Origin of the sequence: Pedobacter psychrophilus (genome assembly GCF_001652725.1) — a bacterium.
In the GTDB taxonomy this organism is placed as follows: Bacteria; Bacteroidota; Bacteroidia; order Sphingobacteriales; family Sphingobacteriaceae; genus Pseudopedobacter; species Pseudopedobacter psychrophilus.
Window position 1 is genome coordinate 309,251 of the sequence record NZ_LWHJ01000011.1, and the last position, 18,643, is coordinate 327,893.

Genomic DNA, 18,643 nt, shown 5'->3' on the forward strand with positions numbered 1-18,643 from the left:
ATATTTATCAGTTTATAAAGAGGATTATCACTTTTTAAGTTTTGCTAATTCCTCTTTTGCCCAATTTAAATTACCTATAGCCAATTTATTATTTGGGTCTATTTCTAAAGCCATATTTAAATATTTTATGCTTTCTTTCCAGTTTTTAAGCTGATTATTTGATGCACCAATATTTATAAAAGCCTCAATTTTTTTAGGATTGATATCCAGAGCCTTTTTACATAGTTCTATACAATCCTCATATTTTCCTTGATTGTACATCGCTAAACTTCGATTGATGTAATCAACAACTTTAGCCTCAGGAGTGTTAACCGTTGAGCCGTTAATATAATATGGAGTCTTATTTAAACTAGCTTTTAAGTAATTATTTGCCAATTCATTATCAGGTAATATGGCTAAATATTTTCTGGATACTTCTTCTAGTTTAGTCCAATTAAGTTGTTGATTATATAAATCTAAAAGCATCTCAAAAATACTGGCCGAAGTTGGGTTTAAGGATAAAGCTTTTTCTCCCATTTGCGTTGCCTCTTCTATCCTATTATTTGTTTTAAGATAGCGGGTGTAAAATAAATAGGGTTTATATGAATTTGAATCTAGTCTAATTCCAGTTTTAAAGTCTGCATCGGCTTCTGCAACATTACCTAGTCCATTTTTTGCGATACCTAAATTAATATACACAGAACTATAATATGGAGTTAACACTTTTGCTTTTTCAAAATATTCAATTGCATTTTGGTAATTGCCAATTGCCATTTCTGTAAGGCCAAAATTCATGAATCCTCTACCGTTTCCTGGACTTTTAACAGTAACATCATACCAAAGTGTAGCTTCTGATTTCCATATTTTATTTCTTTGATGTACACCGTAAGCATTTAATGAAATAATTATAAATGCAGAACAAATAATGGCATACTTGATTAAACTATTTTTATTGATTTTCTCTTCATACTTAATTAAGAATAATCCAATACAGGTTACCACACTCAAGGCTAATCCTACAAAGGCAAAAAACATTCTATGATCATTTGTTACTTCTGCAAAAGGAGCAATAGAGGTAGGTAATAAAGAAGCGCCAAACCATATTAAACCAAACGCAATAGGTTTAGTAGTTATGTTTTTAGATGTTTTTATAATTGCGATAACATAAGCTACCATAAATAATAGCCCAAGAATGATACGCTCGTCAAATAAATTCTTGAATACTGCCCAATCACTATCAGCGCTTAAGTTTAGAGGTAAAAAGAAACTGATAAAATAATGCAACCATATGTAGGTTTGTGTAAGCAAATAATCAAATAAAGGATTACTGATACCAGGAATGGATTTTACCGCTGAAAGTGTATAAATCTGAGTAGCTACAACTACTATGGTTAGCGGTAATAATTTTACTATGGTATTTATGATATGTTTAAAATTTGCGGCTTTAAACAAATCTTGAATTGATAAATTTTTCTCAAATAATAAGATGTAAAAAAACATGACGATTACCAATACCAAAACAGTTTCTTTGGCAAAAACCCCGATAAATGCAGGGATGATATATAAATAATATTTTCTTTTTTGAGGGTAAGCGATGTAAATCAGAAAAGAAGCTACGATGCATAACGTTGATAATACATCCGATCTAGAGATGACATAATTAATGGTTTCGGCATTTGCGGTGTGCAATAAAAACCATGCTGTCCCGAAAATCGCGATATAGGAAGTCCATTGATGAGAAATAGATTTTTGCAGCAAAATCTTATACATAAAAAACATGATTACGCCCAAAACTATAAACCAAATGAAAGTGGAAAGATGAAAGTAAAATGGATCTAGACTATTTCCTAATTTATAATCAATAGCTAAAGTTGTGGTAACCAAAGGTCTTAATCCCCAATGGTCTGGATCAACACTAAACATTTTTGGATCATGAAAAAATGCAGGGATGTTGCTGATGTTTCTAATGAATAAATTTTCTTCAATCGTATGCCAATCATCAAAGTGAAAACCATTTTGAAAATGATTTGAATAAGCAACAATTAAAACAATTAAAGTAAGTAAAGAAAGGATAATTATATTTCTATCGATTTTATTCATGAGGGCATAAAATATTAAATGTCGTTTTCAAGTTTTTGCTTTAGCTGAGCGATTTGCTGAGCCATACTTTTATTTTGCTTTTGAAGTTTTGATGCAACCACACTAAGGTGTAATAGGTAAATAATTACCACAAACATACAGGCGGTAAAAATCAGGTTTGGAGGTTCTACAACACCAAATAATTTTGAAACTATAGCTAATCCATCTCTCCAGAAAGAAAATATAACAAGAACCAAAGTACTGATGCACCATACAATGGAATATTCTTCTCTTAGTTTTCCTTTTATAATTAACCTGGAAATGTATAGCAATAATGCGATGGTTACAAAAATTGTAATTATTTGAATTCTATTCATGATTTAGATTTTTCTGATGGAAGTAAAAAACATGGCTATAGTTACCTTGATACAATAATATAGAGAATTTAGACTGTTTATCGATGATTTCCCGCCTTGTCTTTGCTCCATAAGAATTGGAACCTCTTTTATTTTTAACCCAGCTTTTGAAAATAAGATGAGAGATTCTGGTTCTGGATAATCATCTGGATAATGCTGAATACTAATTTTCATCGCTTCCCTATCAAATAGCCTAAATCCAGAGGTGCTATCGTATATTTTTTGTCCAGTTATAATCCTATTTATCCAATGAAAATAACTAATACCTAATCTTCTGGTAAAAGAAGATTGAAATCCTTTTTTTTCTATAAATCTAGATCCAATAATAATATTTGCATGGGTTTCAGCTTTATAAGAGATAATCTTAGGTATCTCAGAGGCAGGATGTTGTCCGTCCCCATCAAGTTGAATAGCAAAATCAAAATTATTTTCATAGGCGTAAATTAACCCCGATTGTACCGCACCACCAATCCCTAAATTAATGGGTAAGTCTAACATTTTTACATTTTGAGATTTAACAACCTCTTTTGTTTTATCTGTAGAACAATCATTTACCACCAAAATATCCAAAAAATAAAATTCAGGAATTTTTAAGTTTCTAAGGTCTTTTAAAACATTAGTTATGGAAGCTTCTTCATTATAACATGGAATTACGACTAAAACCTTTTTATTCATAATTGGAAGTGCGAATTAATTATAAATCTCATTTTTATCACACCTTAAAAATATTCATTATTTAGAAATTTAATTAATTGTTCAAATCTAATCAATGATAATAAATTTTGATTTAAATATTTCTTTAGAATCAATTTTACGTTTAATATTTTAAATGGATACTTCTATTTGGATTTTCTATTATTTGGATAATGGTGGCAAATAATCCATCGGTACACTATCTGCAATTTTCTCCCAAGCCCAGGTTCCTTCAAAAAGTAAAGATTTGGGATTAAAAATTGCGCCATTAGCGTAAAAATAAACTGGTCTAATCAATAAATTTAAAAGCGACAATTGATGGTCTTTAAATTTTTCTAATCGAGGAATACCAGCTTTAAAACTATTTCCCATTGCAATATCTGGTTTTTCATTTTGATATTCTACGGTTAAAATATTTTGAAAATTTATGTATTTGACATTTTTGTTTTGTTGATGAACCAGTGTATCTGCTAAAATCTCTTCTCCTTTAAAAATGATGATTTGCCTGGAAACTCTACCTTTTCCAATCCAAAAATTTAAAGAATCTTGATATTCTTTTTTGTTTGGATAGTAATCTATTTCATGTTTAAACTGTTTAATTTTTTCTTTAATGAGACTATCGGGCAAACGGTTTTTATTTTCCTGTTTAACTAACTCATAAATATTAAAACCCTCTTTTTGCGAATTATTTAAATACAAAGATTTAAAAAAATGTTGGGGAGAACCGTTGTATGATGCTAATCTTGCTTCTGCCCATTTTAATTTTTTGCTATCACTTCCTTCTAAATCTTTGTAATATGGGTAACCTTCATAGTAAACTATGTTTGTTTTATAATCTAGCTGAAAGTTTTTTATCAGATATTTTATTTCATAGCCAAGTGCTTTGTTTTCTATAATTAAAAGCTCGCTACAATCAACATTTAGCACACGTTCTTCTTTGTTATATTCTACATTTAAAACACTAGGATTTAATAATTTGCATTTTGCAGAGTTTGGTGTAGTTCCTAAAAAGAAATCTTTAAAAATATTAATATAGTTTTCACGATTTGGGTCAGGACGTACAACAACCTCATTTAAGGCAATGGTACTTTCTTCGAGGGAAACAGCAATTGATAAATTTTTATCAACTACAGTTAAGTTTTTAGTAAAAGGTTTATAACCAACAGCTTTAATCAATATATCAAAATTGCCAACAGGTAAATTTAGGTTAAAATACCCTTCAGCATTTGTAGAAGTGGCAATTTTATAACCACTTATAAATACACCTGTACCCGGTAAAACTTCCCCCTTTTTATCAGTTACTTTTCCAGATAGTGAATACTTTTGTTGCGCAATAGATATAAATGGCAAAAAAGAAATGAGTAGAAAGGAAAAATATAATTTCATCTTCTCAAATCAACTAATTTTTTTCTTAATAATAGAAGTTCGAATTATTTATTCAGATCTTTTTCCATACAAACGCTGTTTAAAATTCCAACATATTGCCCATAATTGGGAATCAATTTATAACCATTTTTTTGATAAAGTTTAATTGCCGATTCCTGCTTTTTTCCCGTTTCTAAAACACATTTAGTAAATCCTAGTTCAGTCGTCCAGTTTTCTAGCTCTTTTAAAATTATAGACGCAACACCCTTTCCTCTATAATCTTCAACAACAAACATCCTTTTAACCTCATAAACTCCTTTGATATATTCTTTTATCGCTCCGCATCCAATTGGAGTATCTGCATCGTAACAAATAACAACATGTTTAATAAAATCTATTTTATTAAACTGAGCATAAAAAGAGTGCTCATCACCATCTATTTGATGCAAATATTTGTCTAATAGAATAACCAAACTTTTAAAGTCTTGATGATTTGCGTCTGTTTTTATACAATTCATTTTAACCTACAATTATTTTTGTTTTACCATCACACCATTAATCATTAATGTTGTACCAGATTTCGCCTCTATATTATAAACTTTTTGGCTGCCTTCAGTAAATTGGTTTTGTAAGAGCACTTTAAATTCCTCCATCTTCCCGCTCTTTTCATTTAGGCAATAAACTTTTTCACCAACTTTAATTTCACCTATTTTTTTATTACCATCGTTTGTTAACATAGGATGATTTGGTGTAGCTTTTACAGTTTTGGTGGTTAATAAAATTTGATCGTCTTTAATGTTTTCATGAACTAAAACTAACTGAGTAACCGCATAGTTCTTGGCATCGTGTACCATCAATTTTTCTACCTTAACAATATTTTTTTGATGAGTTTTTGTATCAATGCTAATTACTTCATCTCCAGATTTTATTTCTTTAAGCATTTTTGTTCCGCCATTTTTCATGCTTACTAATTGTTCGCCAGGAAAACAAATATCATTGCCATAAGTAGCATGTTCATCTAGAGTTTTACCACCATTAATATTTTTATATTGCTGATAAGCCAATTCTCTCGAAAGCACATAAGAAAGTTTTAAGACAAAGTTAGATTCTATTTTATCTATCGCATGTATATCTTCAAAATATTGGTTCCAAACCTTTCCATCGGCAGTGAAGTTGGGTACTAATGCTTTATATACCTTTGCTTTTTCATTGGTATAAAAAACCATTAAACCTAGTTCTTGCATCCCATCTTTTGCTACCAGTTTATATAAATCTATGCGTTTTTTTAAACCATCATCGCCAGTGATAAAAACAGGCTTCTTTGCTTCGTATCTGTCTAATATATAAGCGTTTTCAAATTTAACATAGGTATCATTGTCTAAATTCTCAATAATAAAATTTTTAGCCTTTTGATATTCATCTAATGTAATTGGCCTCGGATTAATGCTTTGAGCAACAGCAGAAATTGTTATAAAAGTAATCAGCAAAAAAGTAAAAATAGGTTTCATATATAAAGTATATAATTTAAGAAATTTGTTTAAAAGCATCAGCGAAAGCTTGCATTTCAGGCAGCGTTCCTATGCTTACCCGGCAAAAATGTTGGTTTTTAAATTCCCAGTTTCTCACACTAACCCCACGCTTCATCATTTCGCCGACAAACTTTTTACCTTCCATTTTTATTGGAAACATTACAAAATTTGCAGCTGATGGAATATAATTATAACCCTCGTTTTTTAATGTTTTGTATAAAAATTCTTTTGAAGCAAAAGTCTTTTGTTTAGCATCATCTAAAAATTCTCTGTCTTGATAAGAAGCAATTGCCGCCATTAAGGAAGTTGCCGAAACAGACATTGCTCCATTTGTATATCTTCCCAATGTTTCGATCATTTCTGGTTGTGCAATAGCATATCCAACTCTTAAGCCCGCAAAGCCATATAATTTAGAGAAAGTACGAGCAACAATAACATTTTGTCCCTTTTTTATAGCAGATATTAATGTTACCGATTGTGGATCTTCTAGATAATCAATATATGCCTCATCAATAAATACAGGCACTTTGGTAGATACACGTTCTACAAAATCTTTTAATTTTTGGGTATCAACTACTGTAGCGGTTGGGTTATTTGGATTGCAAATGTAAACTAGCTTAGTTTGGTCATTTACCTTTTTCTCCATGGCATCCAAATCTAGTTTAAACTCGGCAGTCAAAGGCACTTGTATAATTTCTGCACCATAGTCCTCGGCGGTAGAAGGCAAATCGGCATAACTAGGGTCTCCTGTAATTATGTTTCCGCCTTCTTTGGTAAAATGCATTGCGGCAGCTCTAAGTATGGGACTACTTCCTGCATCAACCATAATTTGTTCTGGTTTTACACCTTCAAAAATTGCTATTTTGTTAAAAAGCTCTTTAAAATTAGAGAACGGATATTGGTAACTTTTATCCATAGCTTCTACAATTGCTTTTTTAGCTTTCGCTGATGGTCCAAAAGGATTTTCATTTGCGGATAACCGAGCTTTAATTTCAGGAGGCAATCCCGCAACTACAGATTGCTCCGACTCAAAGAAAATTTTCTTAGATGCTACTTTTACAGTTTTTGATTTTGCTAAAGCAGAAGTAATAGAGCTAGAGAAAAAAGTTATTCCCCCAGCAATAAAAGCACTAGATTTTATCCAGTTACGCCTGTTGATTGAGTTTGCCATATATTTTAGTTTAGTTTTTTATCATTGTTTTAAAATTTATTTGAGAATCATTAAATGCCGAATTCATTTTCAATCTTCTGCTTTTTTGTAAACTTCATTTCGTTCATTTACTCTATTATTTATATCCATTACTACACTTCTTGCAGACTCAAATGCACCTGCCATCCATGCGTTTAAATAGGTCATATGCTCCCCAGCAAAATAAACTTGCTTTTCTGGTTTTAAAAGTGGTTTGTAAATACTTTCTCTAGTTTCTGAACTGTATAATGCCCAGCCTCCTAAATTATAAGGTGTTTTGTGCCAACTAACAGAAAATGAGTTTTCAAATTCTTTTGGATATTGAGGATGTATCAATGCTCCTTTTTCTAGTGCTAATTTTTCTCTATCACTATAAGAAAGAGCACCAACTTCTATAGCTTTATCGTTAAAATTATAGTAACCTAAAAGCACTCCTTTTTTTGAATGATAATCATTAGATGGATAAAAAATTTGTGTCAGTTGATTATTTGTGTGGGTGATTCCTCCATAAATTTGTTCGTCTTCCTCCCAAAACCTTCGCTTAAACTGCAAACCAATTTTCCCTGTGTTTATGTAAGATGCATAATCAATTGCCCTACTTATATTTGAAGAAAAATTATGTTCTAAATTGCTTAAAACTTTAAGCGGTATGGTGCAAATGCAAATGTCTGCTTCTATTTCATGCAGACCTTTACCATCTTTATAAACCACTTTAACACTGTTTTCAAGATTTTTGATACTGGTTACCTCTGCACTTTTTTTAATTAAATTCCCAACTTTAGCTTCTAATGCCGATGCAATTTTATCCATACCACCAACCGCCTGGAACATGGTCATTTGTAATTCGTAAGTATATTCTGCAACATTATAAAAATCGGGATCTGCTAATCCAGAAGATAGAATATCCGCTAAAGGAAAAGCATTACCAATTGTGCCAGATTGATTACTGGCAGAAGGCGGATTTACATAACCTCTTCTGGCAGATGCTTTATAAAGATTGTCAATATCTAATCCACCCTCGGCCCTTAAATATTCTAACACTTTTTCTACATCATCTTTGCTTAAATCTAAATCAAGTTTATCCTGACTAATAGACTTATAAAGAAGTTCGCTCATGTAGCCTCGCATATCATTATGCACTTCCCTGGTTTTAATTTTTTTATTGGATAAAGGGCCTTTACCCTCAGCAAAATAATAAGAACCCTCGTTTACATTATTATAAATTTGCAAAGGCACATTTAATTCCTTGCAATATTGTAAGGTCAGTTGGTGATGATGGGGAATGCGGCTTGGACCTGCATTAAAATATTGTCCTTCATCAAATTTTGAAATTTGCTTTGGGCTATCAATTTCTTGGTTATTACTGTCTTTTCTTACGCTCCAGCAACGTCCACCAGTTCTATCTCTTGCTTCTAAAATAGTACAATCATAACCTAATTTTTGAAGTTCATAAGCAGCAGTCATTCCGCAAAGTCCCGCCCCTAAAATCAATATTTTTTTTCCTTTTAAGTTTGTTTTAGGCTCAAATGAATAAGCAGGTGCAGCTTTTAGCATGCCTAAAGCCATCAATGCGGGGTAAGTACCACCTAAAAGCATTCCGCTTTTACTTAAAAAATTTCTTCTACTTAAGTTTTTCAATATTTTTTACATATTTCAACATTAAATGTATGTTTTTTTTATCATTTTAATAAGTAATGAAGATAATATTTGATTTTTTCTCTATAAAACTTTAATATTTGATTTATTACGTAAGAATTTCTGTCGATTTTTCATATTATTTAAACTAATTAGAGATTAGGTTTTAATTTGAAGCTTTGTTATTGATTTTTTGATGAGATTCTGTTTGATCAATAATTGATATTGGCATTTTATGGAATAACAATTGTAATTGTGCACCTATGAATTCATTGGATATTGAACATCAATTAAATCAGGAAGAAAAAATTGCGATTGTTACAGGAGCAAATTCTGGTTTAGGTTTTGAAACCACAAAAGGTTTAGCAAAAAACGGTTTTACGGTTATTATGGCTTGTAGAGATTTAGATAAAGCTCATAAGGCATATACTGAAATAAAAAAAGAAGTTTCAGATGCAGATCTGAAAATTATTCAAATTGATACTTCATCATTAAAATCCGTTAAGGCTTTCGCCGATGAATTTTTAAAGCATTATCAAAAATTAGATTTATTGATTAACAATGCCGGTATAATGGTTCCACCATATTCATTAACTGAAGATGGCTTTGAAAGTCAGTTTGGGACTAACTATTTAGGGCACTTTTTGTTAACCGGATTATTAATGCCGGCCTTAGAAAATTCTGAGAAAGCTAGAGTTGTTACGCTTAGTAGCATTGCACATAAAAGAGGAAAGATAGATTTTGAAGATTTACAGTTTAAAAAGCGTAATTACAAAAAATGGGAAGCTTACGGTCAAAGTAAGTTGGCTTGTTTGATGTTTGCCTACGAATTGGATAGAAGGTTAAAAGCTAAAGGTTCTAAAATTATATCAGTTGCATCACACCCTGGAGTTTCTTTAACTAATTTATGGAATCATATGCCATGGGGATTTAGTTTGCTTAGCCCAATATTTGATTTATTTATTAGCCAAAGTGCAGAAAATGGGGCAAAACCAACGCTAATGGCTTCATTGGATAAAAGCGTTAGTGGAGGTGAATATTTTGGCCCAACTGGATTTAATGAAATGAAAGGTGATCCCGGTAAGGTTGATAGTACTCCACTTTCAAAAAATAAGGAAATTGCTAAAAAATTATGGTCAGTTTCTGAAGAATTAACGGGTATAAATTATTTGGATTAGTAAATTTAGGATGGTGGAAAAGGCTTATCTAATTCAGATTAAAAAATAAAAGTTATGATATTTATGTTGAGCATTTTCAAAATAAGTTTTAATTAATAATTATCCAGCAATTATAATCGTAACAATTAATAACATTTGTTTTAAACATAATTGAGACCTTGGTATAATGTTTGGTTTAAATTTAGCGTTGTATTAAACTACCATCTAGCCATGAAAAAGATTAACAGAATATTGCCTTTACTTTTTCTCATTTTGATATCGCTCAGCATTAGCTCTTTTGTAAACATTAAACATCAACAAAAAGAAGATTCTATTTTAGGTAAGTGGGAAGAAGAAAGTAGTGTTAGAACTATTGAAATCTATAAATCAGGAGATGAATATTTTGGTAAAATACTGACCAATAAACATCAAGATGAAGACCAATTAACTCCCGGAACAATTATGATGGATGGTTTTGTTTTTAATAAAGATGAGGATAATTGGCAGGGAAAAGTTGTTATCCCTTCGAAGGATATGGTTTTAAATGGTAAGATAATTTTAGAAAATGAAAATCAAATAAAATCTTTTGCTAAAATTGCCTTTATAAGTAAGTCTAAAATCTGGAATAGGATAAAGTAAGTATTTACAATTTCTGTGAGCTCTTTAACCTTAAATAAGCGTTAATACTATTTACTGTCAAATTTTGTGGAGTGGTTAAAATAGAGGTTATTCCGTGTTGATTTAATTCTTTAACAATCTGCCTTTTTTCGTTTACAAATTGCTCTGCAATGGTTTTAAAATATACATCCTGTGTATTCTTAGTTTCTAAATTTAGGGAATTAGTAATTTCTGTGTTTTCAAAAAACACAACCAATAAAAGATGAAAACGAGCAATTTTTTTTAGATACGGCAATTGTCTTCTCATGGCGCTCAAGCTTTCAAAGTTGGTGAAGAAAACCAATAAACTACGTTGCTTTATTTTTTTCCTAATGGTAATGTAAAGCTGTTCTGAATTTAATTCTAAGTAGCGAGTTTTCTCTTTGTAAAGCACCTCTAAAATTTTTGTAATATGAGCAGGTTTTCTATCAGAAAGAACAAGCGCACCTTCTTTTTCAGCCATAGAAATTATTCCCGCTTTATCTTCTTTTAAAAGTGCAATGTTACTTAAAGCCAAAGTTGCGTTAATTGCATAGTCTAATAAACTCAACCCTTCAAAAGGACTTTGCATATTTCTAGATTTATCTATGATGCAATAGATATGTTGAGATTTTTCATCGATATAATTATTAAGCATTAAATCGCCTTTACGGGCAGTTGCTTTCCAATTAATATGTCGATAATCATCACCAACAACGTAATTTTTTATCTGTTCAAACTCACTACTATTCCCAATTTTTCTGATTTTTTTAACACCAATTTCTGTTAATTTATTAGAAATAGCCATCAACTCATATCTTCTCATTTGCAAATAAGAAGGATAAACAGCAACTTCCTTTTCAGCATTAAAACTGTACCTACGTTCTACTAATTTAATTGCAGAAGAAACAAATATCCTTAAATCGCCAAACGCATAAATCCCTCTTTTTACAGGTTTTATATAATAATCTAAATTTTGTTTCTCTAAAGGTTTCAGGTTTAGTTTATAACTAAAATCCCTAATCTGAAATTGAATAGGCAATTCATCCAAAACATTTACACTAACAGCAAACGGATAATTATTTTGTACCCAAATATATACTGGGTTATCATCTCCATTGCTTAATCTTGGTCCTAAAATCCGCTCTGCATTTATATTGTTTTTTCTAAATAGGATAAAGGTATCTAATAAAAGAATGCTGATTAAGATTCCAAAAGCGAAATAAGGCAAATCGCTAAAGCTAGAAAATATGAAACTTAAGATAAATAAAAATACCACAACACCCATTAGGATATAAAACCTAGCAGTTAATGTAAATGATAGATAAAAGTTTTTAATAGGTTTCAATTAACGTGGAACTTCTATTTTATTAATAATCTGTTTAATCACATCATCTGTAGTAATACCTTCCATTTCTTTATCTGGAGTAAGCATAATACGATGTCTAAGTACATGTGGAGCAACAAAAATTATATCATCTGGCGTAACAAAATCTCGTCCGTTCACAGCAGCTGCAGCTTTTGCCGAAGAAATAACAGCTAACGAAGCTCTTGGAGAAGCGCCTAAATAAAGTGATTTATTATTTCGGGTTTCGTGGATAATACTTGCTACAAAAGCTAACAATTTATCTTCTACATGTAAATCACGAATGATGGTTCGGGCATTTAAAATATCCTCAATTTTTAAAACAGCATCAATTTTATTTAAATCTAAAATCCGATTTCCTTTATGCAAATTTTGTAAAATGAGGGTTTCCTCTTCTTGAGTTGGATAGCCAACTTCAATCTTAAACAAAAAGCGGTCTAACTGTGCTTCTGGCAAACGATAGGTTCCTTCTTGTTCTATTGGGTTTTGTGTAGCAATTACCATAAAAGGAGCTTCTAAATGATAGGTTTGCCCATCAAATGTAATCTGCCTTTCTTCCATGGCTTCAAAAAGTGCTGCCTGGGTTTTTGCCGGAGCTCTATTTATCTCATCAATTAAGATGATATTCCCAAAAATTGGACCTTGCTTAAATTCAAATTCTGCTCTTTGTGGATGAAAAACACTTGTTCCTAGTACATCTGATGGCATTAAATCTGGTGTAAACTGAATTCTAGAGAATTTTGCAGCAACACTTTTCGCCATTAATTTTGCCATCAAAGTTTTTGCGACTCCCGGTACACCTTCAATTAAAACATGTCCGTCGGCCAGTAAGCCGATAATTAACAAGTCTAAAACCTGTTGTTGACCAACAATTATTTTAGAAACAGAGTTGCGCAGTTGTTCTACCGCATTCTTTATTTCGCTTAAATTGGTTCTGTTATTTTGATTTTCTTCTTCGGGATTATGCTGCATTTTTATAAAATTTATCTATCAAATTAGAGATTTTTATCAGCTCTAATTCACTGATTTGTTTAATTGATTTTATTTTTTCTGATGCTTTTAAAATATTTATAATTTCAGAATCTTCAATACCAGATTTTGCCGATAATGATTTGACAAACTCTTCTTTATTTATCAAATTGATTCTATATCTGTTTCTTACAAACTCAAAAAAATGGTTAATTTTTTTTACTCCTAATTGCTGATGATTTTTTTGTTGATAATAAATTTGAGAAATAGTTTTAACAAAATTTAAGCTATTGTTCTTTAAGGGAATTATAATTGGAATCGCTTTTTGCCTTCTTTTGATATTTAAAACTATATAAACTAACAAAGTAAATAAAGCCAAATAATAAGCCCACTTTAAAGCTGGGAATTTTATAAAAGCGCTTAATAAGCCATTTTCTGGGTTTAAATCTCTTAGATAATAATCATCAAAAATTAAAGGTTTTTGCTTTGGTAAATAGGATAGCATTATTGCCGAAGCTAATCTTGTGCTATCATTTAAAAGACAATAATTACTAAATATTAAGGGATTTGGGCTTATAAAGATATTTCCTTTTTGTTGGGGTATTTTGATAAAATTAGGTTGATTTATCTCATTTGTAGAAAGAACACTAGTCTGCTTATTTTTGATTTTATAAAGATAAAGTCCAGCGGTTCCTCTTTTAAAATTAAAAGTTTTATCCTTTAAAGCTGGGTTAGTAAATTCTACTTCGGCATCCTCAAAAGAAGAACTTGCAGCAACTTCAAACTTTAAACCTTTAGTTATGGTATTACTAAATTGATAAGCAGATAAGAAAATATTATTACCAGCTTTAGCAAGCTTTATTAGCTGTATATAATCTGTTTTAGTAAAATTAATAGTTTTGCCAATGATTAAAATATTATGATTTTTTAGGCTGTCTTTTGCAAACAAATTATAAATATCCTTATTGTTATTGATGATTTTCTCATCAAAAATTTGATATAAATTTTGATGCAATACGTAGGTCCCAAACGGAATTTTATCGTTCTTATTTAGCGTATCAGTCCAATCTACTTGCTTAGGTTTATTAATAATTGCGATAACAGTTATCAATATTAAAACCACAATTACACCTATATAAAGTTTAAATCCTTTCATTTTATTTGTTCTTGAAAAGATGAAAACTCTTGCTGAGCATCAGAAAAATCGGTTTGGTTTAAATCGAAATTTCCATACCAAGCAAATTCAAATTGTAAAGTTAAACGGCCAAACTGCTCACGCATATTTTGGTCTTTAAGTTCTCTTAAATATTGAGAATTGGTTTTACTGGCATCCCAAACAATATAATTTTTACCGCTTAATTCTTTTAATGATTTTAAGTATAATAACCTCAAAGCCAATCTATAATTAGCATTTGAAATGGCTTTTTTTATTTCTTCATCAAAATTTAATTCGTTAATATTCTCGATTTTATTATAATAAAAATCCGGATTATTTGTAGCTGTTCCGCTAAGAAAAGACGCATTATCCATCTGTAAAACTTTATAGATTACAAAACCAATACATGCTATCCCTAAAATTATAAGAACACTTTGCCTGCCGGTACTTGTGCTTTCATCAAATAATAGTTTTCTAAAAAAGTACCAAACAAAATTCCAAAACCTTTGCCACAAACTTGCGGTTTCTGCAACAATATCTTCACGATAATCAAAATCTGGAATTTTTTTTAGACTATCAATCTTAGCATTATTAAAAGTCCTGATAGTTATAGCTTTAGGCTCAATTATCAGCATTTTGGCTTTCGCCGATGAAAAAGCAATTAATAGAAAATATAAAAAAAAGATGATTTTTTTAGCCAAAATTAATACTCCTCATCTTTAGATTTAATTTGTTTGTTTTCTAATCCTACAGAGTTAATTCTTTCTAACAAGCCTTCACTTTCTTTTTTCTCTACTAAACTAAAAAATAAAAGAGATACTCCTATAATTGGTATTAATATTAAAAACTGAGCTAAAGAAGTTAATACGCTTTTTATAACAAGTACGTAAAAGGGTAAATTAAAATCGGGTAAAAATAATGTAGCTCCAGAACCTGCTATGGTAACAGGCAGAATAATGGCCATTGCACAGGCATAATATACGATGGTTAAAATAATTAAAGTTCCAAAAGACATCCACCAATTTTCTTTAATCAATTTAAACCCTCTACTAAATGAATAAGATATATCTCCGTTTTCTAAAACGATTGCACTTAACGCTATACTTAATATTGGCCATAAATAAAAGAAAGGTAAAACACACATTACAAGTCCAGCAATTAAAAAAATGACCGCTAAAAAATTAGCCCACAAAAAACGTAATGCATAGTATTTACTATAGCTCCAAACTTCTTCTAAAGTTGGTGTTTCTCTCTTTTTTTCTACATATATATTTATGTAAGCATAAGTAGATAGAGAAATTACATAAAAAGTTGCAAAAGAAAATAACCCAACTAAAATATTCCCTTGTATCGACCTGCTCAAAACAGCACTATTATATTGCCCTTCATAAAGGCTTACCGTTTTTTGCATGTAGTAAAGGTTAATTGATGAAAAAATAATACTGGCAAGAATAAAAAGGGAAGAAATAATGAAAACCGATTTTAATAATGGCTTATAATTTTGTTTAATGAAAACGAATGTATCATTAATTATTTCTCCGAAATCTCGGACTTGTCTAAATTCAATTTTTGGTTGTTCCATTATTTGCTTTAAAATAAATTTTTTTAGGTTGTATAATTGTATACCAAATGATAAATAATGCAGAAATGATAAGTACGCTTAAACTTAAATAAATTGGCATAGCAGTATGGCGAGTAATAAACCCTTCAATAAACGCAGCTATTAAAAATAGCGGAACCAATCCAATAGCTATTTTAATTGAGTTTTTTGATCCCATTAAAATGGAGGTTTTGCGAGGTAAAGTGCCAGGAAATAAAATGCTATTTCCTAAAATTAATCCGGCTGCGCCAGCTATTACGATTGATGAAATTTCTAATGTACCATGTAGCCATATGGTTAAAACGGATGCCCAACCTAAACCTTTACTAAAGAAAAAATATTGAAAAGAACCTAACATAATTCCGTTTCTAAATAAAACGATTACTGTCCCAAAAGAAAATATAATCCCCGCAATAAAAGTATAAAACGCCACCCTAATATTATTTAAAGCAATTTGGACAAACATTTCCATTTCTCCGGCTTGTTTATAAACTGCAAAAGGATCGCCTTTGGCTATGTTTTCATTGGTCATGTTTATATAACCATCTCCCATAACTAAGCGAACAAAATTATCATCAAATTTTGCAGAAGCAGCTCCAATAACAACAGCAACTATAAAAAATAGAAAAGAATAAAGTAATTGTTTTCTATATTGATAAAAAAGTAATGGGAGCTCAGTTTTCCAAAAAGTTACAATTCTGCTTTTGCTCTCTTTTTTGTTTTTATAAATTGATTGATGAAAGCCTGATGTTATTCCATTTAAATATTTTGTGGTAGAAGAATTAGGATAAAATGTTTTAGAATAAGCTAAATCATCTGTTAGCTCAATATATTTTTCTGCTAATTCATCTGTATTTTGAGGTTGCTTTTGCTCAAAGTCTTTCCACTTTTGAGCATTCCTTTTCACAAATAAAGCTTCCTTCATATATTTTGGTAGATTGACGCAATTAAATTAATCAGAAATTTAAAAATATCAAATCAATTTTATATTTGCGTTATGAATACGATAAAAATTTCTACCACTCAAAACATAGATATTGATTTTGAAATTGCAGGACTAGCTGAAAGAATCTGGGCTAGGATGATTGATATTGGGATTTTTATAGCTATCTTTTTTTTGTACTTAGCGTTAGGTATAGGAGGTATTGGGGGAAGTAAATTACATTTTGTTATGGTGGTTATAATAATTATCGCTATGGTTTATCCTTTTGTTATGGAAGTTTTCTTTAATGGACAAAGCATCGGCAAAAAAGCTTTAAAAATAAAAGTGATTAGTTTAGATGGTGAAAGACCAACTTTAGGCCAATATGCGATTAGATGGATAGCGAGATTAATTGATTTTACTGTTACTGGTGGTGCAGTTGGTTTAGTCTTGGTTGCAATTACAGACAAAAACCAGAGATTAGGAGATTTACTGGCAAATACTTCTGTTGTGAAAACTCAACCTCGTACAACATTTGAAGATTTATATTTTACACAACCAACAGAAGAAACTTATGAACCTGTTTTTTCAGAAGCACAAAATTTATCTACCGAAGATGTTTACCTAATGAATGAGGTTTTAAAAACTTATCGCAAAACATTCAATATTGAGTTAGTAAATAAATTAGAAATTAAAATGAGGAGTAAATATCAAATTACAAACAATAAGAAAACTCAGACTGGTTTTTTAACTACAATTCTTAAAGATTATAATCATTTCCAATCTAATTTAGCAGATTAGTTCATTATCATCAAAAGGATTTTAATCATATAATTTATCCCGATTAGGAATAAATTGAAAGGTAATATCCATCTTTTCAAAAAATTATTCATCTGCAATAATCCCGTTATATCAAGAAGATAAATTAAAGAGGTTATTATAATTAGAGACATTGGCGGATATAATTGCCAACTCTCTAAAAAATCTCCTTCGAATAAGGATAAAACTGAACGTTGAAATCCACAACCTGGACAATCTAAATTTGTTATTTTTTTAAATAGACAAGGAAGCAGAAAACCAGACATTTAATAAATGTATAGAATTAACATTAATTTATAATGCTAAGAAGCACTTAATTTTTATGATTGTCAACTTGTTTAATTAGAAACAAAACTGCGTTTGCTAATTTTCTAAATTACATCTATCAAAAACTAACAAAGAGCAACTTGTAAAACGAAATCAAAAGATTATCAATCTCAGTTAAGCTTTTTTTCAAGAGTGCTAAATATTAAATCAACCAAAAAATTTCTTACGTGTTTTATGTTTTTTTCATTACCAAAATCAGTTAAAGAGGGTAGGTTATTCATAAAAAAATCTTGGTAATGTGCCATTTCTATCATGGTTGTGGCTAAAGATCTTGGATAAACATAACCTGGATTATATTCTATAAAAATCTGACTAATGCGGCTACAAAGATTTTTATAAGGCATAAATAACTGCTCTTTATTATCCTCAGAAACATGTTTTGTTAAATAAACTTTTGAAGATTCTGAAATGATAATCTCGTGTAAATCTTCTAAATCAATATCCTGACGGGCATGGTTAGTATCTAATTGCCACGTTAAAATTTGTATGGTAACCTTGATTTTTTTTTCGGCATCTGTTAAATTATTGGTGTTAAACATTACTTGATAATCTAACCAGTGCCAATACCACGATACAATATAATTTAATAGCCTTAATTTATTCTCAAAATACCTATAAATTGTTGCTTCTGTAGTTCCAGTTTCTTCAGCTAATTTTTTAAATGTAAACAACTCAAATCCAATCTTTCTGATTAAGCTTATTCCATTAGAAATTATTTTTTTCCCAATTTCGCTATGATCTGGATCTTTCAGATAAAGCTTTTCGTTCATTTTAGGATGTAATTGCCATTCCATAGTTGATGTATT

General features: G+C 30.3%; 19 protein-coding genes. 3 read left to right on the forward strand and 16 right to left on the reverse strand.

Features of this window, described 5'->3' with window-relative positions:
• Nucleotides 1-27: 27 nt before the first annotated feature.
• The 8 genes from A5893_RS01940 to A5893_RS01975 form a co-directional block, all read right to left on the reverse strand.
• The gene (locus A5893_RS01940) at nt 28-2,079 is read right to left on the reverse strand and encodes a tetratricopeptide repeat protein (RefSeq protein ID WP_068820854.1); all 2,052 of its coding nucleotides are present in this window, start codon (nt 2,077-2,079) and stop codon (nt 28-30) included.
• A 14-nt stretch (nt 2,080-2,093) separates the two neighbouring features.
• Nucleotides 2,094-2,435: a DUF2304 domain-containing protein gene (locus A5893_RS01945; RefSeq protein WP_068820855.1), complete on the reverse strand. Its 342-nt coding sequence runs from the start codon at nt 2,433-2,435 to the stop codon at nt 2,094-2,096.
• A gap of 3 nt (nt 2,436-2,438) precedes the next feature.
• Nucleotides 2,439-3,149 carry a glycosyltransferase family 2 protein gene (locus tag A5893_RS01950; RefSeq protein ID WP_068820856.1) on the reverse strand — a complete coding sequence of 237 codons (711 nt, stop codon included), beginning with the start codon at nt 3,147-3,149 and terminating at the stop codon, nt 2,439-2,441.
• Nucleotides 3,150-3,329: 180 nt separating this feature from the next.
• Entirely contained in the window at nt 3,330-4,553 is a 1,224-nt protein-coding gene (locus A5893_RS01955) for a carboxypeptidase-like regulatory domain-containing protein (protein ID WP_068820857.1), read from the reverse strand.
• Nucleotides 4,554-4,597: 44 nt separating this feature from the next.
• Entirely contained in the window at nt 4,598-5,050 is a 453-nt protein-coding gene (locus A5893_RS01960; RefSeq protein WP_068820858.1) for a GNAT family N-acetyltransferase, read from the reverse strand.
• A 12-nt stretch (nt 5,051-5,062) separates the two neighbouring features.
• Nucleotides 5,063-6,040 (reverse strand): Hint domain-containing protein, encoded by a 978-nt coding sequence (locus A5893_RS01965; protein WP_157687358.1) that lies wholly within the window; start codon nt 6,038-6,040, stop codon nt 5,063-5,065.
• Nucleotides 6,041-6,056: 16 nt separating this feature from the next.
• Nucleotides 6,057-7,232, reverse strand: coding sequence for a pyridoxal phosphate-dependent aminotransferase (locus A5893_RS01970; protein ID WP_068820860.1), 1,176 nt, complete (start codon nt 7,230-7,232; stop codon nt 6,057-6,059).
• 69 nt (nt 7,233-7,301) lie between these two features.
• On the reverse strand, nt 7,302-8,888 hold the full coding sequence (locus tag A5893_RS01975; RefSeq protein WP_198342239.1) for a flavin monoamine oxidase family protein: 1,587 nt from the start codon (nt 8,886-8,888) through the stop codon (nt 7,302-7,304).
• A 260-nt stretch (nt 8,889-9,148) separates the two neighbouring features.
• Between A5893_RS01975 and A5893_RS01980 the strand changes: the two genes are divergently transcribed.
• Together A5893_RS01980 and A5893_RS01985 are read left to right on the forward strand one after the other, a co-directional pair.
• Nucleotides 9,149-10,063, forward strand: coding sequence for an oxidoreductase (locus A5893_RS01980; RefSeq protein WP_068820861.1), 915 nt, complete (start codon nt 9,149-9,151; stop codon nt 10,061-10,063).
• Between the two features lie 210 nt (nt 10,064-10,273).
• Nucleotides 10,274-10,681 (forward strand): DUF2147 domain-containing protein, encoded by a 408-nt coding sequence (locus tag A5893_RS01985; RefSeq protein WP_068820862.1) that lies wholly within the window; start codon nt 10,274-10,276, stop codon nt 10,679-10,681.
• A gap of 4 nt (nt 10,682-10,685) precedes the next feature.
• On the opposite strand, the gene A5893_RS01990 is transcribed toward A5893_RS01985, so the two are convergent.
• The 6 genes from A5893_RS01990 to A5893_RS02015 form a co-directional block, all read right to left on the reverse strand.
• Nucleotides 10,686-11,966 carry a DUF58 domain-containing protein gene (locus tag A5893_RS01990; RefSeq protein ID WP_082911273.1) on the reverse strand — a complete coding sequence of 427 codons (1,281 nt, stop codon included), beginning with the start codon at nt 11,964-11,966 and terminating at the stop codon, nt 10,686-10,688.
• Between the two features lie 60 nt (nt 11,967-12,026).
• Nucleotides 12,027-13,016 carry an AAA family ATPase gene (locus A5893_RS01995; protein ID WP_068820864.1) on the reverse strand — a complete coding sequence of 330 codons (990 nt, stop codon included), beginning with the start codon at nt 13,014-13,016 and terminating at the stop codon, nt 12,027-12,029.
• Nucleotides 13,006-14,169 (reverse strand): DUF4350 domain-containing protein, encoded by a 1,164-nt coding sequence (locus A5893_RS02000; protein WP_068820865.1) that lies wholly within the window; start codon nt 14,167-14,169, stop codon nt 13,006-13,008. Before A5893_RS02000 ends, A5893_RS01995 begins: the two co-directional genes overlap by 11 nt.
• The gene (locus A5893_RS02005; RefSeq protein WP_068820866.1) at nt 14,166-14,870 is read right to left on the reverse strand and encodes a DUF4129 domain-containing protein; all 705 of its coding nucleotides are present in this window, start codon (nt 14,868-14,870) and stop codon (nt 14,166-14,168) included. The genes A5893_RS02000 and A5893_RS02005 overlap by 4 nt, the downstream gene beginning before the upstream one ends.
• A gap of 2 nt (nt 14,871-14,872) precedes the next feature.
• A complete protein-coding gene (locus tag A5893_RS02010) occupies nt 14,873-15,580 on the reverse strand; it encodes a hypothetical protein (protein ID WP_157687361.1) in 708 nt (235 codons plus the stop codon).
• A 151-nt stretch (nt 15,581-15,731) separates the two neighbouring features.
• A complete protein-coding gene (locus A5893_RS02015) occupies nt 15,732-16,694 on the reverse strand; it encodes a stage II sporulation protein M (protein ID WP_068820868.1) in 963 nt (320 codons plus the stop codon).
• A gap of 72 nt (nt 16,695-16,766) precedes the next feature.
• On the opposite strand from A5893_RS02015, the gene A5893_RS02020 reads away from it, so the two are divergent.
• Nucleotides 16,767-17,492 (forward strand): RDD family protein, encoded by a 726-nt coding sequence (locus A5893_RS02020; protein ID WP_068820869.1) that lies wholly within the window; start codon nt 16,767-16,769, stop codon nt 17,490-17,492.
• Here A5893_RS02020 and A5893_RS02025 read toward each other — a convergent pair.
• Complete coding sequence (locus A5893_RS02025) at nt 17,489-17,776, reverse strand: DUF2752 domain-containing protein (protein ID WP_068820870.1); 288 nt, start codon at nt 17,774-17,776, stop codon at nt 17,489-17,491. The genes A5893_RS02020 and A5893_RS02025 overlap by 4 nt on opposite strands.
• Before the next feature lie 171 nt (nt 17,777-17,947).
• Nucleotides 17,948-18,631 (reverse strand): helix-turn-helix domain-containing protein, encoded by a 684-nt coding sequence (locus A5893_RS02030; RefSeq protein WP_068820871.1) that lies wholly within the window; start codon nt 18,629-18,631, stop codon nt 17,948-17,950.
• Between the last annotated feature and the right edge of the window lie 12 nt (nt 18,632-18,643).